The organism is Bacillus sp. IS1 (assembly GCF_032461585.1).
GTDB classification, from domain to species: domain Bacteria; phylum Bacillota; class Bacilli; order Bacillales; family Bacillaceae; genus Bacillus; species Bacillus velezensis.
In genome coordinates this window covers 112,001-126,997 of record NZ_JAWCWR010000007.1, presented here as the reverse complement: position 1 = coordinate 126,997, position 14,997 = coordinate 112,001, and the positions used below count along the sequence as shown (strand labels likewise).

The window sequence follows — 14,997 nt, the reverse complement described above, 5'->3', positions numbered from 1 at the left end:
TGCTTTTTTGTTTACTCTGCGAAATGCGGAGCGAGAATATCTTTCAGCACGTTTGCGCTGCGGCTGAATTGAGCCTGTTCTGTTTCATTCAGCTCAAGTTCCGTCACACCTGCGATGCCGTTCCGATTGACGACGGCCGGAACGCCGATAAAGACGTCGTTAACACCGTATTGGCCGTCCAGATATGTGCTGACGGTTAAAATGCTGTTTTCATTACGCAAAATCGCTTTTGTGATGCGGGCGAGGCTCATCGCCACTCCGTAATATGTCGCGCCTTTTTTCTCGATAATATGGTAGGCCGCGTTTTTCACATCGTCAACGATCTGATCCAGCTCGTCCTGTTTGTAAGCTGCATTTTTCTCCAGCAATTGCTGCACCGGCACTCCGCCGATATTGGCGTGACTCCATACAGGAAGCTCGGTATCGCCGTGCTCGCCGATAATGTGGGCGTGTACGTTTTGCGGAGCGGCTCCGAAGTATTCACTCAGCATATAACGGAATCGCGCAGAATCCAGTGTCGTGCCGCTGCCGATGACGCGTTCTTTCGGCAGCCCGCTGAATGTCCATGTCGCATAAGTGAGAATGTCGACCGGGTTTGTGGCAACGAGGAAGATGCCGTCAAATCCGCTTGCCATTACTTCACCGACAATGCTTTTAAAAATGGCGAGATTTTTTTCGACCAGCTCAAGTCTCGTTTCGCCCGGTTTTTGATTGGCCCCTGCACAGATGCACACGATATCGGCATCCTTGCAATCCTCATATGTGCCGTAAGACGTTTTGACCGGATGAGGCGCAAATGCCTTTCCGTGATTTAAATCCATGACATCTCCCATGGCTTTTTCTCTATTTACATCAATGATCACAAGCTCATCTGTGATCCCTTGGTTAATTAACGCAAATGCATAACTGCTTCCAACAAAACCTGCTCCGATTAATGCTACTTTGTTCACTCGTTCGTTCATCATGTATGCTCATCCTCCAGTGTTTCGTGGTGTCTGTATTTATCTTGTGAAGTATTTCACATTTATATTGTGCAATACTTCACAAACTTTTGCAAGAGAAAAGTTTGATTTTTGGACAAAAAAATACCGGTGATGGTTTCCAGATTGTTGACAACATCCTAAAACGGAACCGTTTTAGGATGTTGTCATCTTTTCAGCGTGATTGATTTCCTAACAGAAGCAAGGGTTTGATGTGATGATGGCCCTATCCATTAATGCGGAAGATAACCATTCAAACCAGAGTTGTTATACAAACCATTCTGCACATAATCAAAGCCGGGATGGTTCTGTCCGGGCACTTGGGCGCTGCCATTGTTAAAAATCACTTTGGCGTCGGCCGTATCCGCATTCGCAGGCAGCGTCAGCGTGTAAATTCCATCTGCATTCTTAGTCATGGCTTTCCCCGGCCACGATCCGGTTAATTCTATGGCCCCGCCTCCATCATGTTTGTAAATATAAGCATTTACATTGCCCCAATGATCCGGATTTTGATAGCCAATGATGTTGGTTTGGGACGGGTCTTTTTTGACAAACGTGTATTCTTGGGTTCTCGATGCACCCTCGCCGTTCGTTCCGGTTAACTTGACGTTGTATGTCGTGCCGATTGGATCTTCTTTCCCGATCGTTAATCGGTCTCCATCCTTAAATGCTGTCTCCTGCCCATTATTGATTTGGTAAACGGCTTTTGCTGTTTTCGCATTTGCACGCAGGGTGACCGTCAGCTGATCATTGAAAGAATGGACTGCCTCTGTTTGGTAATTCTCAAGAAAGACATGAGGCGCATTTCCAATATCATCAGGATAAAGGACAGCCGCGGATCTGGCATTGATCGTACCTGTCAGTTTGCCGTTCGATACTTGAAATGAACCGGCGCCGGCCCTATTATCATACCTGCCGTCAGGTAATTTCGTTGAAGTATTGATGGTGACAGAAGATGATCCTGCATTTGCCAGCACAACGCCTTTTGAGCCGCGCTGATTCATAAATATTTGATTGTTCCCATTCGGATTTGAGAGTTCCTCAGGCTGCCCGGCCATTTCATTGTGAAATTGGTTGACCGCAGTGATCGCCTGATCTTTAAATAAGGCGCTCCCGCGATCTCCTATTTGACTTTTTCCGGGAAATCTTACACCATTTCCTCCGCCCTCAGGTCTGGAAAAGAAAAGAGGCGTGCTTCCTGAGCGGGAACCAATCACTGCCCAGCCTAAACGAATATCGTCATCACTCATCCATGTGGACTCTTCATCATCATTGGCATACGTATCATGTGATTCCACCCATGTGACTAACTTGTCCGCAGACACGTCAGATGCATAATGGGAGATATTCGACACACTCAGATTACGATTCTTTAAAGCGGATCTGATGGAATGCCCATAGTTAGAAGCCGTCACATTCATATAATTCGCATAAGCAGTATCTCTGGACGCGCTGTCTTGCAGGATTTCTCCGTATTGGAACTCCGCCGATGTATTTGTGATATTCGGCCAAAATTGGCTGCCGTAATTCCCATCATCCGGAAGCTCTATATGCTTGGCGGCATCATAGCGGAACCCGTCTGCTCCGTCATTCAATGCTCTTTCCAAGAAACCTTTCAGGTAGGCTTGCACCTCAGTATTCTGAGTATTCCAATCATACAGCCCAAGCAATGCATTTTGAGTGATGTCCCATCGGTCCGACCAATTTTTAATTTGTGTGTTTCCATGGGTCCAGTTTGGAATACTCTTAATCTCGTCAGAAATCGCGCCATAATCGCTGGTGGTATGATTGACAACCGCATCGACAATGACTTTTACGCCATACTTTTCCGCGGCTGCACACATGTCCTTAAATTCTTGTTCAGTTCCTAAGTAACGGTTGCCGATTTGGTACGATGTCGGCTGATAGAGCCAGTACCAGTTCGACATGCTTTTATCTCCTTGGTTCCCTTCCTTTACTTGGTTAATCGGAGACGTCTGAATGGCTGCATAACCCGCATCACGAATCTCTTTCATATTTTCTGTTAACGTATTGAATGACCAATTCCATGCATGAAGGATGGTCCCGTTTTTGACCGATGAATCGGTCACCTCATTCGATTTGTGTGCAGTTTCAGCGTTTGCAGCCGCCGGGCCTGACAAAACCAAATGAAACAGCAGTAAAAATCCGGCGAATAACGGCAGTAAAGAGGTTTTGAATCGTTTTTTAAACATTTTTGACACTCCTTATTTGATTTTTGAAGACTGACTGCGGAGTCAAAAATTCCTCTTACTCTTTCTTCAGCTTCCTCCTTTCAATTGTTGTGAAGACTGGAGAATTCTGTTAACGCTTACATTTGAACTTATCACACACTCTCTATCAAAGCAACGCGGCAGAGTGAATTCAAATCTTTATTCCTATCAAATAAAAAGACTTTTCTCTTATAAACAAAAAAAGAAACCACCATCAAGATGATTTCTTTTTTATTTCTTTTATCGCTCTTCTGTAAGACAGCTTCACAATGACATACCGAAGCAGAAACAGAATGCCTCCGCAGACGATAAAAAGAAAGATCATTTTCAGCCAAGCAAAGAATGTATGGGGAACCCCCCTGTCGTACATCGTAAGCGCCGCTGCCGCAAAAGTGACCGCAATTGAATCTATCCGCTGCTGCTTCACCCGCTTTTTCAGTTCTTCTTTGGTGTCTATTCTCGGCATGAGCATTCCCGACGCTCCCGCCCTGATGCAATAATAAACAATTATAATGAAGAAAACCGCCAAGCTTCCGGCCCATTCCCTAAACGGACAGTTCAGAACAAGTCCGCGTACGATGATGTCAAGCAAAGACAGTGTGCCCACAAGCATTCCGACTTCTGACCAAATCATTCGTTCTTTCTCTTTCACACTCTCACTCTTTCCATTCACGTTTGAAAGTCCGTTCCGACGCTGATTCATGACTTCCTCCCGTACTATTAAGAATGGCTTACAACTCCCATTATATCTTGCCGATTCATAATGATAAAACCGAAATATCATTGACAAAAATATTAATAAGGACCCCAATTGATCAGGACGCCTATGCAAATAAACACGAGGCCGATGACAAACCAAATCAGCGCCAGCGGAATCATGAAGCGAAGCCACTTTACGTACGGAATGCCGCTGGCAGCCAGTACGGCCATCAGCACGCCGGAAGTCGGATTGACACAGTTTACGACGCCTTCTCCGAGCATGACCGCTTCAACCGCGACCTGTCTCGTGATGCCCATCAGATCGGCAAGCGGCGCCAAGATCGGAATAAATACGACCGCCTCCCCTGAGCCCGATGAAATCAGAAAATGAAGCAGGGCGCTGGAAATATACATCCCGATTGCGCCTGCCATCGGGCTGAAACCGTGCAGCAGTGACGCAAGTCCATTGACTACCGTATCAAGCAGCTTTCCATGTTCCAGGATAACGGAAATGCTTCTCGCCATTCCGACGATCAGCGCGCCGTAAACGAGCCCCTGACAGCCTGTAATAAATGTTTTTGCGACATCATTTGCCGCCATTCCCGCAATCAGGCCGGACACGATTGAGATAAAAATGAACACGGCGGCCATCTCTGAATCAGACCAGCCAAGAGTAAGCGCACCGTATAAAAAGCCGGCAAGCGACAAAGCCGCAACAGCCAGAATCAGTTTATGGCGGACAGTAAACGGGACATGCTTGTCCTCCGGCTCAGAAACCTGCGGGAGTGAACCTGCCGCCGGAAACCAATCGTTCCCCAGCAGACTGGCTTCCTTTGCTTTTCTGAGTTTTCTCGTATACCGATAAATATATAAAATAGATGATAGCAGAAAACAAATGTAGACGGCAATCCGCAGGCCGATGCCGGAAAACAGCGGCAGCTCCGCGATGCTTTGTGATAACCCGAGCGGTGAAGGTGATAAAATCGTCGCGTTAAACCCGGCATAACAGCCGATATAAATGACTGCCGCTCCGGCCACGGCGTCCCATTTCAGCGAACGGGCGACAATCAGGCCGATCGGAATAAAACCGATCACGGAATTAACGACGATGCCGGTTGTGCCGAGGATCGAAAATAGAGATCCGACAATCGCAATAAACAGCAGCTGTTTTGTGCGGAACGTACTGATGACATTATTGATCAATCCATTGATGGCGCCCGTTTTCTCCAAAATCGCAATGGTGCCGCCTGTAAACAGGATTAAAAAAATAATCGGCGCGGAACTTGTCATCCCTTCCTGAATCGCGGTAAAAAAAGCGATCGGGCTGACCGGAGACTGGTCTAAAGAATGATAGCTTCCCGGGACGGCGGACGTCACACTGCCCTTTGTCACCCTGTCAAATTCCCCCGCGGGAACGATGTACGACGCTATCGCGCATAGTAAAGCGACAATGAACAGTAGCACATAAGCATCAGGCATCACAAACAATTTCTTCTTTTTCAATACAGGTTCGGCCTTGGGAACAGCCATACCATCACCATCCCGCTTTAAATTTATAAACTATTCAGAAAATACAGATATGTGTGCTATATTATATACAGACCGATTGCCTGTTTTCAATATCAAAAATAAAAAACAGACAGCTTTTGAAGGAGGACTTACGGCATGAACAGACTCACAGAGCATGAAAAGCAAGTCATTATGGATATTTTTGACCACCTGCACGCCAATCCCGAAGTAAGCTGGAAAGAATATCAAACAACTGAATATCTGACTGAAAAACTGAAAGAGGCCGGCTGCCGGACCCGCACGTTTGATGATTGTACCGGTGTTGTCGGCGAAATCGGAGAAGGCTCGCCCGTTGTGGCTGTCCGGGCGGATATTGACGCGCTGTGGCAGGAAGTGGACGGTGTCTTTCAGGCGAACCATTCATGCGGACATGATTCACATATGACGATGGCGCTCGGCACGATGATGCTTTTAAAGAGTCAGCCGAAACTTCCGAAGGGCACCATCCGCTTTATTTTTCAGCCGGCGGAAGAAAAAGGCGGCGGAGCACTGAAAATGATTGAAAAAGGCGTACTGGATGATGTTGACTTCTTATACGGCGTGCACGTGCGCCCCGTACAGGAAACGGCAAACGGCCGATGCGCACCGTCCATTCTGCATGGCTCAAGCCAGCATATAGAAGGCCTGATTATCGGAGAAGAAGCCCACGGCGCGAGACCGCATCTCGGCCTTAACAGTATCGAAATCGCCGCTCTTCTCGTCCAAAAACTCAGCTTCATTCATCTTGATCCCGGCATCCCGCATTCCGTGAAGATGACAAAGCTTCAGGCAGGCGGAGAGAGTTCCAATATCATTCCGGGAAAAGCATCGTTCAGCCTTGATCTCCGCGCACAAACCAATGCCGCCATGGAGAAATTAACCGCCGAAACCGAAAGAGCCTGTGAGGCGGCGGCTGCCGCATTCGGCGCAAAAATTGAACTGCAAAAAGAACACAGCCTCCCGGCAGCCGAGCGAAACAAGGAGGCGGAAGCCATCATGGCATCTGCGATCAGCAGCATTCTCGGAGAAGAACATGTGGATGAACCTCTTGTGACAACCGGAGGAGAGGATTTTCATTTTTACGGGTTAAAGGTGCCGAACTTGAAAACGACGATGCTCGGCCTGGGATGCGGTCTGGAGCCGGGACTTCACCATCCCCAAATGACATTTGACCGAAGCGCCATCTTTACTGGCGTTGAGATATTAACGGCCGCCGTCCTCAAATCGTTTGAAGCGTAAAAAAAGCAGCCCGTTACAGGGCTGCTTTTCTTCATTACTTCTTCAAATCTTCAATTGAATTGACGTTTTTCATATACTGAGGAACGACCAGACCCATCTTGACGCCTGTCAGACTCGTTCCTACATCTTCATATTTGCCTTTATATTTAGACGCATATGCCTTATGGGTATTCGGAAGCCAAGCAGACAATGACGCATCCGCGCTGCCTGTCGCAATCGCAGTCCACATCGGTCCTGCCTCCACTTGCGTCAGCTTCACGTCATAGCCAAGGTCTTGAAATACTTTTCCGACCACGTTCGTACTTGCGATTTCACTGTCCCACGCCACATAAGCCAGGTTGATTTTATCACCTTTTACTTTATGAGCGCCTTTTGTCCATTGAGCTACTTGATCTTTATGTTTTTTCACATATTCAGCAGCGGCTTTGGCCGGCTTTTCGCCTTCCTCAACGGCAATCATGACTTCTCCCATATCGTCCTGCGTCCATTTGAACTGGCTGAGAACTTTGGCCGCGTTAGGCTGTTCCTTACTGAAGCCGGTTCTTGTAATCGTATGAATCTGCTCGGCAGTTCCGTACGTTTTTTTCGGATCATCAAGGAACTTCAGCTTGTATCTGGAGAACATCCAGTGCGGCGTCCAGCCCGTTACGATGATCGGCTTTTTCCGGTCATATGATTTCTTCAATGTCGCCGTCATGGCAGCACTTGACGCCGTGACGACATTCCAGTCTTTCAATCCGTAATCGTTCACGGCCTCATCCGTCAGGGCCATGATCCCCGATCCCGGATCAATACCGATAATGGTTTTGTTCACCTGGTCCGCAGCCGTTGCCTTACCATCAGTCTGCGAACCGCAGGCAGCCAAAGAAAGAGCCAGCGCAGCGGTAACGCCGACACCGATGATTTTCTTAAGCATCAGGCATTCCCCCTGCTCTTCTTCTTCACTTTAATGTTTTGCGTGATACGGTCGAGTGTAATCGCTACGATGACGATCGCGATACCCGCTTCCACTCCGACACCGGTTTTCAACTGTGTCACGGCGCTGTATACTTCAGAACCGAGGCCCGGCGCACCGACCATGGCCGCGATAACGACCATTGACAAAGCAAGCATGATGCTTTGGTTAATACCGGCAAGAATCGTTTTTGTGGCAAGCGGAAGCTGCACCTTGAACAGACGCTGAGACGTCGTTGAACCGAATGCTTCCGTCGCTTCGATCAAATCAGCCGGAACTTGTTTAATACCGAGAACCGTCATGCGGATCGTCGGAGGCATCGCGAAAATAACAGATGCCACGACGCCTGGCACAACCCCGATATTAAAGAAGAAAATCGCAGGCAGCAGATATACGAAAGCCGGCATGGTCTGCATTAAATCCAGAATCGGTGTGACAATGCGGCGGACCGTTTCTTTCTGAGACGCCCATATGCCGATCGGAACCCCGATAATAATGGAAATCAAAACAGATGTGACGACAAGCGCCAACGTTTGCAGCATTGGCGACCAATAACCCAAATAATCAATAACAAGGAATCCGATTAACGTAAAGAGTGCAATTCCTCTCGTACTGATCCACCAAGCGAGAGCTGCAAAAATAACAGTCAATAAAATAGACGGGATGAAACCCAAACCGCTCACAATCGCGTTTACGAAAGCGGCCAAACCGTTTGAGATTCCGTCAAAGAAACCTCCGAACGTCATGGTAAGCCAGTCAACAAACCGGTCAACGATATCTGCTAACGGAATTCTAGGCAATCTGTCCATTTACTTCACCCCCTGAACAGAAGAATCCTGAGCTTGTTCAGCAGAATCTTCAACATTTATATAATCGTTATTTCCTGAAAGCGCGCCGATTAATGCGCCTTTCACGACAATGCCTTTCATGCGGTCCTTATCGTCCGTGACGGCGATCGGAATATTCGCATCAGACACGACATCGAAAATTTCCGTCAAGTACGTGCTTTCGTGCACAGTCGTAAATTCAGTATTTAAAATATCCTGAAGCGATAAGTCGGATTCCACCGCTTTTTTCGCATCCGCCGCGTGAATGACGCCGAGAAGCTGTTTCTGTTTATCAACGGCGTAAATAGAAGAAATACCGAGATTCTTCATGAGCTGCAGCGCTACACGAGGCCCTTTGTCAATCCGCACGGTTTCAGCGCGCTTCATGATGTGGCCCGCTGTCAGAACTTTGGATAAATCAACGTCCTCAACGAATTTCTCAACGTATTCATTGGACGGGCTCATCAGAATTTCCTCAGGCGTCCCGATCTGAACGATGTTACCGTCTTTCATCAGCACGATTCTGTCGCCGATGCGCAATGCTTCATCAAGATCATGCGTGATGAAGATGATCGTCTTGCCGACAGAGTCATGAAGGTCTAAAAGCTCATCCTGCATGTCTTTGCGGATCAGCGGATCAAGCGCACTGAAAGCTTCATCCATCAGAAGAATGTCAGGATCATTCGTCAATGCGCGGGCAAGTCCGACACGCTGCTGCATTCCTCCGCTGAGCTGATCTGGGAATTGGTGTTCAAAGCCTTCAAGACCGACAAGTTTAAGCGAATCAAGCGCTTTTTGCTCACGCTCTTTTTTGTCGACGCCTTGAAGCTCCAGGCCGTATTCCGTATTTTCAAGAATTGTTCTGTGCGGAAACAGCGCAAATTTTTGAAAGACCATGCTGATTTTTTTCCGGCGCACTTCCCGGAGCTGGTCTTTTGACATATTTGTTATCATGTCACCATCAATATAAATATTCCCGGCAGTCGGTTCAATAAGCCGGTTTAACAGCCGAACTAAAGTTGATTTACCGCTCCCCGATAGACCCATGATGACAAATATCTCCCCATCATATACATCAAAGTTTGCTTGATTGACACCAACGGTTGATCCGGTCGCTTTCAGGATCTCTTTTTTGTTTTTTCCGCTGGACAGCATCTGAATGGCTTTTTTTGTCTGTTTTCCGAAAACCTTAGATACATTTTCGACTTTTATCTTAATTGGTTTCTCATCCAAATTCATATTTTCCCTCCATAATAAGCAATCTTTAATACCGTAACACGTTTGTAATAAGTCAAACAAACATCATAATCCCTTTTATTTTGTATCATTACTTTAAAAACATCCCTGTGTCTTATTTTCCTCTGGTATGCTTCTAAATACTCTCTAATCCTCCTTATTGAGGATAAATTATAAAGGAAACCGGGCTTTTATCAGGCTTGAGAACGTTTCCATCGAATGTGCTGCAAACTGATTTCCTATCCTTTTTTTACAAATACAAGAATTTTTTTGCGACATTGTCCCGGAAAAAGAAGTTTTCGCCTCCTGAAAATAAGGAATTTTAAGGAAAAATATAGGTCTGCCAACAGACAGCTCACTAAAAAAAGCACCCCAAAAGGGTGCTCATTGCGCAAGCTCTGTCTGTTTCGTTTCTTTTCCGAGAATAATAATGGTGATGACGGCAATCAGGATAGCCGCACAAAAGACGGCGAAAATTGCTGTAAACGAAACGTTCCGGGCTGCAAGCGATCCGACGAGAAGCGGACCGAAAATGCCGCCGATTCTGCCGACAGCCGCCGTTGTGCCGGAACCGGTCGCACGGATCGCCGCAGGATACTGCTCCGGTGTATAGGCGTAAAGCACGCCCCATGCGCCGAGATTGAAGAAGGACAGCAGCATGCCGGCTGTGAGCAGCATGGCCAGTGAATCCGCGGCACCGAAGAAATAAGCGCTGCCCGCCGTTCCGAGCAAATAGATGACTAAGATGGTCTTCCGCCCCGCTTTTTCGATCAGCCACGCCGCAGAGAAATATCCGGGAAGCTGGGCAAGTGTCATCAGAAGGACGTATTCGAAGCTTTGAATCATGCTGAATCCTTTCATCAGCATCACGCTCGGCAGCCATAAAAACATGCCGTAATATGAAAAGACGACGCAGAACCAAACGACAGACAGCAGCACCGTCGGCCGGATATACGGTTTCGTCCAGACACTTCCCGCCTGCCCGCGTATGCTTTTTTTCTGCGGCAATGCCTGATGCGCCGGTGATTCCGGAAGGCTTTTCCGCAAGTACAGCGCATAAAATGCGGCCAGCGCCGTTAAGAGCAGCGCGGCCTGCCAGCCGAATGACGGTATGACAAAGTAGGAAATCACCGCCGCAAGAAGCCAGCCCGCGGCCCAAAAGCTCTCAAGCAGCACGATGATCCGTCCCCGCTTTTCGGGAGCGGACGCTTCTGACACGAGCGTCGAGGCGACAGGCAGTTCCCCGCCAAGCCCCATTCCGATCAGAAAACGCAATATGAGAAAAACCGTCAATCCCGTTGCGAAAGCGGATATGCCGCTTCCGACAGAAAAGAATAACAGCGTGATCATAAACACTTTTTTCCGGCCGATCCTGTCGGCCAGCATTCCGAATACAAAGGCGCCCGCTGCCATACCGATGGAATTGACGCTTCCGATCCATTTCATTTGATCGGGTGTTAAATTCCAATCAGTGTGAAGCGCGGCGATAATAAACGATAAAATTCCGACATCCATCGCATCAAACAGCCAGCCCATTCCGGCAATCGCCAGAAGTTTTCGCGGAGTGACGGCAGGTTGTTTGTTCATAAGCAGCACCTCAAATCGAAAATGATTACCGTATAAGTTTACACCTGTCTTTACACATTGTCATTATCTTTTTTCGCAAAAAAATCCCGCTTGCCGTAAGCAAGCGGGGTGTTCGTTAATTCTTTAAGACTGCGTTTTTAATATTATCCTGAAGCTGTTGAATCCGTTTCGCGCCGTCTTCTCTGATACGTCTGTTCTCTTCTTCGATCTGTTTCGTTTCCTGCATACCGCTGACAATCGTATTCCAAGACGTTTCAATCGTCTCAATGTCAATGCTCGGACGGCCTGCCATACGGGCAATCTCCACGCTTTGGTTTGAAATATTTTCAGCGTTGCGCTTCAGCATTTCATTCGTGCGGCGGTCAAGCTCGCTCATTGAATCAGCCACAAGCTTTTGCCGTTTGACTGTGACAGCCTGAATGATGCCGTTTTTGAAAATCGGAATCGTAATGACGAAAGCGGAATTGATTTTCCCGATGAGCTTCGTATTTCCGCGCTGAAGGAGGCGGATCTGCGGCGCCGTTTGCAGCGCCACCATCCGCGCCATATCTAAATCATACACACGCTCCTCAAGCGCCTGAAGCCCGTCACGCAGCGTATCAAGCTGCATTTGCGCAAGCTGGTTTCCGCCTGCCGCTTTTTCTTCATAAGAAGGAATGAGCGCCTGCATCTCCTCAAGCTTCATCTGCCCGGCAACGACATATTTTTCAAGCTCCATGTAGTAGTTAATGTTGTTTTCATACATCTCTTCTAGCGTATGGTTCGTCTTTGCCATTTCATCTTTGTATTTTGAAATTTCGACGTGGATTTTTTCAATTTCTCCGCCCAGGGTGCGGTACTTTTGAAAAATCTTTTCAATCATGCTGTTGCCGCGTTTGAACATTTTAGCGAGAAATCCTTTTGGTTCATCGAAATCATTTTTGTCGAAACGGTCCATGATTTTTCCGAGCTGCGTCAGCATTGTGCCTGAATCCGTGACACTTGTTGTTTTCATCATATTTAAGATGCGGTCGGAGAACTTCGAGATTTCAACTGCCGGTTCTTTTCCGTACTCAAGCAGCTCCATTTGGTTTTTCACGTCAATCTGCTGCGAAATGCGCTGCACTTCAGGGTCTTGGCGCAGCTGCACCCTGATGTCATCTGCTTTCTGTTCAGAAATTTCTTCATTTTTATCAAGAACAAGCGGATTTTGATTTTCTGTCATGTTTATTTACTCTCCCTGCTTTTGCGTAATGGTTCTAAACAGCTTTCTTACGAGTGACGGCTCCTTATATTCCTGCCGAAACACCATGTCCTCCAGCCAATGGACATCAAATTGGCTTTCTTCAATATAATGCTCAATGTCCTGATGGCCCGGCGGATTATACAGGATGATATCGACGCCGAATTTATTTAAAAACAACAGAGCGGCGGCGTCAGAACGTGTGAGTTCGCCATTTTGTTCCGTATGATATAAAACGAGTTTCGGAACGGTTTGGGCGTAATCAAACGTCTGAATCAATTGCAGCAGCGAAGCGGGCAGGTTCGTCGCCTGGCGGAACAAATAGATTGCGGCATCCCTTGCCTGCTCGCCGGGCAAAGCCTTCAGCCCGGGGTTTCTGCACATGTCAGAAATCACATTGGCGATGGCGCTCTGCACACCTGAAGGCAGATGCTTGTACTGCCAGATGTTGCTTCTTTTCAGCCTGTCCGCGTCAATCGCTCCTTCTTCGTTCAAAACCTGACTGTAGTGATACTGGTAGTTGGCTTTCAGCTCTTCCGTAAACGGAAAACTGCGGATCATGTGTGTCTCCTGATAGTCTGCGGCGGTATGGAGTCTGTTCCAATATTCTTTCGTATCTTTGGAAACCCCCATCACTTTCGCAAAAAGGTTCGGAACGGCCACCCGCTCCCTGTCCGCTTTAAATTGCGGCCGGATAAACGCCCGCTCCTTCGCAATGAGAAATAACTCATCATACGTCGTTTTTAATGTCACGGACTGCGGGGTATGATCCCTGAACTGCCAAGGCTTATACATCATAGATTCCTCATGATTCAGCACATGCTCAATTTCTTTCGTTGACCGGTAGGCCGTCGTGGACGTTCTGTCCGGCTTTTCTTTCGGGAATGGCTCAAGGCCGCCTGTTGCGGGGAGCTTTATCACAAAGCTGAGTTCCTCATCCGGATCAATCAAGCTGAACGGATCTTCCGCAGCCGGATGAAACAATAGGACGTCACAGCCGATCAGCATTATATAATAGAGAAAATAGAGCTGGCTTTTGGTAGCGTCTCCATACCACACCACCTTCGGCATCTCACGCTCTATATCGGCTTGTTCGAGCCATGGATTCAGGTGGTTCAGCGAAAACTTTGACACATCCAAGAGCACACGCCGGAAATCGGGATGATTCAGCCCGTTTTCATGCCGGTCCGCAAAGGTTTCCAAAAGCGTCATAAACGCGGTTCTCAGCCGGCGGTGCATAAGCGGATCAGCGTGTTTGGCAAGCAGCCTGCCTCCATCGAGAAACGCGACAAACCTGGAAACCGAAAGCCCTTTCTCCTTTTGATTGACGGAATGAATGTGCTGGAGCGCCTGAAACGTTTCAGGCGCGATAGTCTTATCCAGCGTCTCGCTTAACACATGGATGTTTTCATGAGAAGACAGCTCGAAAAGCTTATTGTAATACTCCGTCTCATCATAAGGAGTGCCCAAAATCCGGACGGCAAGCCGGGTAAACGCCAGCCCGTTTTCCCGCTCATAACCGGGACGTTCCGGCAGCGGCCGCATCAGAAACGTTTCCCAGTCATCGTTTTCCGGCTCGGCCTTTCGGATCACCAATTCTTCCTGCTTCATCATTTTCCTCCTTTCTCTTCATGATTATCGGTACAAAAAAGGAAGGAAATGAACTCTCCCTCCTTTTTTGTTTTATTCTTCTTTAGATGCAGCCGTTTGCTCTTGAACCTGCTTTTGTTTGTTGAAATAGTGGATAATAAACGTTACCACAAACGCAGCGATGATGATTCCGAAGAACACCACGTGCGGCATTTCATAATCAAAGGCGCTCGCCGCCATTTTCACGGCGATAATCCCGATCAGCACAAAAGCCGTATTTTCAAGCTCAGGGATTTTATCAATTAAAACAAGGAATACTTTTGCGACTGTACGCATCATGAGAATGCCAAGCATACCGCCGATCAAGAGCACCCACACTTTTTCCGATACCGCAAACGCGGCCAGAATGCTGTCAACAGAGAAGGCCAGATCCATTAACTCAACTGAAACGACAGTGGCCCAGAAAATTCCGAACGTACGGACCATCCATGAATTTTTCTTCATGCCTTCCGTATCGTCATCACCTTCTCCGATCCAGAAATGCTTAATGACGAGCCAAGCCAGGTACAGCGCGCCAAGCACTTTGATCCACCAGAACTTAATGAGCAGCATTCCGATCCCGATAAAGATAAAACGGAAAATATATGCCCCGAACAATCCGTATGTTAATGCTTTCTTCCGCTGTTTTTCAGGCAGATGCCTTACCATCACCGCAAGCACTAACGCATTGTCGGCCGACAGCAGCCCTTCCAGCAGAACCAAGGAACCGATCAGCCCCCATGATACAGGGTCAGTCAGCACCTCACCCCACATTTTCCAATCAAAAAAGGAAGCGTAGGTCGACATAATATGATGTAGAAAATCCAAGTTTTTTCCTCCTATT

Annotated in this window: 12 protein-coding genes; 1 reads left to right on the top strand and 11 read right to left on the bottom strand. The window is 47.6% G+C overall.

All coding sequences use genetic code 11. The annotated features are described in order from the left end of the window. Window positions 1–11: 11 nt before the first annotated feature. From RUW00_RS19850 to RUW00_RS19835, 4 genes are all read right to left on the bottom strand, one after another. A complete protein-coding gene (locus RUW00_RS19850; protein WP_014416851.1) occupies window positions 12–965 on the bottom strand; it encodes an L-lactate dehydrogenase in 954 nt (317 codons plus the stop codon). A 248-nt stretch (window positions 966–1,213) separates the two neighbouring features. Next, on the bottom strand, window positions 1,214–3,193 hold the full coding sequence (gene amyE / locus RUW00_RS19845) for an alpha-amylase (protein ID WP_280144836.1): 1,980 nt from the start codon (window positions 3,191–3,193) through the stop codon (window positions 1,214–1,216). 232 nt (window positions 3,194–3,425) lie between these two features. Further along, complete coding sequence (locus RUW00_RS19840) at window positions 3,426–3,914, bottom strand: DUF6773 family protein (RefSeq protein WP_060563036.1); 489 nt, start codon at window positions 3,912–3,914, stop codon at window positions 3,426–3,428. Between the two features lie 92 nt (window positions 3,915–4,006). Further along, window positions 4,007–5,440 (bottom strand): YfcC family protein, encoded by a 1,434-nt coding sequence (locus RUW00_RS19835; protein WP_280144835.1) that lies wholly within the window; start codon window positions 5,438–5,440, stop codon window positions 4,007–4,009. 135 nt (window positions 5,441–5,575) lie between these two features. Here RUW00_RS19835 and RUW00_RS19830 point away from each other — a divergent pair, with 135 nt between their 5' ends. Then, the gene (locus tag RUW00_RS19830) at window positions 5,576–6,697 is read left to right on the top strand and encodes a M20 peptidase aminoacylase family protein (RefSeq protein WP_280144834.1); all 1,122 of its coding nucleotides are present in this window, start codon (window positions 5,576–5,578) and stop codon (window positions 6,695–6,697) included. A 34-nt stretch (window positions 6,698–6,731) separates the two neighbouring features. On the opposite strand, the gene RUW00_RS19825 is transcribed toward RUW00_RS19830, so the two are convergent. The 7 genes from RUW00_RS19825 to RUW00_RS19795 all read right to left on the bottom strand — a co-directional run bounded on the left by RUW00_RS19825 (window position 6,732) and on the right by RUW00_RS19795 (window position 14,981). Next, a complete protein-coding gene (locus tag RUW00_RS19825) occupies window positions 6,732–7,613 on the bottom strand; it encodes a glycine betaine ABC transporter substrate-binding protein (protein WP_014416846.1) in 882 nt (293 codons plus the stop codon). Further along, a complete protein-coding gene (opuAB, locus tag RUW00_RS19820) occupies window positions 7,613–8,461 on the bottom strand; it encodes a glycine/proline betaine ABC transporter permease subunit OpuAB (protein WP_003156639.1) in 849 nt (282 codons plus the stop codon). Before opuAB ends, RUW00_RS19825 begins: the two co-directional genes overlap by 1 nt. Next, window positions 8,462–9,718, bottom strand: a complete 1,257-nt coding sequence (gene opuAA, locus RUW00_RS19815) for a glycine/proline betaine ABC transporter ATP-binding protein OpuAA (RefSeq protein WP_003156640.1) — start codon at window positions 9,716–9,718, stop codon at window positions 8,462–8,464. A 381-nt stretch (window positions 9,719–10,099) separates the two neighbouring features. Continuing rightward, window positions 10,100–11,302, bottom strand: a complete 1,203-nt coding sequence (locus RUW00_RS19810; protein ID WP_280144833.1) for an MFS transporter — start codon at window positions 11,300–11,302, stop codon at window positions 10,100–10,102. A 115-nt stretch (window positions 11,303–11,417) separates the two neighbouring features. Then, the gene (locus RUW00_RS19805) at window positions 11,418–12,506 is read right to left on the bottom strand and encodes a toxic anion resistance protein (RefSeq protein WP_007609246.1); all 1,089 of its coding nucleotides are present in this window, start codon (window positions 12,504–12,506) and stop codon (window positions 11,418–11,420) included. 6 nt (window positions 12,507–12,512) lie between these two features. Beyond that, window positions 12,513–14,135: a YceG family protein gene (locus RUW00_RS19800; protein WP_159353744.1), complete on the bottom strand. Its 1,623-nt coding sequence runs from the start codon at window positions 14,133–14,135 to the stop codon at window positions 12,513–12,515. A 72-nt stretch (window positions 14,136–14,207) separates the two neighbouring features. Then, entirely contained in the window at window positions 14,208–14,981 is a 774-nt protein-coding gene (locus RUW00_RS19795; RefSeq protein ID WP_003156644.1) for a TerC family protein, read from the bottom strand. Window positions 14,982–14,997: the final 16 nt, after the last annotated feature.

What these genes read in the sequence shown, in the direction of transcription:
- RUW00_RS19850 (WP_014416851.1), bottom strand. Translation starts at nt 965, where the DNA reads ATGATGAACGAACGAGTGAACAAAGTAGCATTAATCGGAGCAGGTTTT.
- amyE (WP_280144836.1), bottom strand. Translation starts at nt 3,193, where the DNA reads ATGTTTAAAAAACGATTCAAAACCTCTTTACTGCCGTTATTCGCCGGA.
- RUW00_RS19840 (WP_060563036.1), bottom strand. Translation starts at nt 3,914, where the DNA reads ATGAATCAGCGTCGGAACGGACTTTCAAACGTGAATGGAAAGAGTGAG.
- RUW00_RS19835 (WP_280144835.1), bottom strand. Translation starts at nt 5,440, where the DNA reads ATGGCTGTTCCCAAGGCCGAACCTGTATTGAAAAAGAAGAAATTGTTT.
- RUW00_RS19830 (WP_280144834.1), top strand. Translation starts at nt 5,576, where the DNA reads ATGAACAGACTCACAGAGCATGAAAAGCAAGTCATTATGGATATTTTT.
- RUW00_RS19825 (WP_014416846.1), bottom strand. Translation starts at nt 7,613, where the DNA reads ATGCTTAAGAAAATCATCGGTGTCGGCGTTACCGCTGCGCTGGCTCTT.
- opuAB (WP_003156639.1), bottom strand. Translation starts at nt 8,461, where the DNA reads ATGGACAGATTGCCTAGAATTCCGTTAGCAGATATCGTTGACCGGTTT.
- opuAA (WP_003156640.1), bottom strand. Translation starts at nt 9,718, where the DNA reads ATGAATTTGGATGAGAAACCAATTAAGATAAAAGTCGAAAATGTATCT.
- RUW00_RS19810 (WP_280144833.1), bottom strand. Translation starts at nt 11,302, where the DNA reads ATGAACAAACAACCTGCCGTCACTCCGCGAAAACTTCTGGCGATTGCC.
- RUW00_RS19805 (WP_007609246.1), bottom strand. Translation starts at nt 12,506, where the DNA reads ATGACAGAAAATCAAAATCCGCTTGTTCTTGATAAAAATGAAGAAATT.
- RUW00_RS19800 (WP_159353744.1), bottom strand. Translation starts at nt 14,135, where the DNA reads ATGAAGCAGGAAGAATTGGTGATCCGAAAGGCCGAGCCGGAAAACGAT.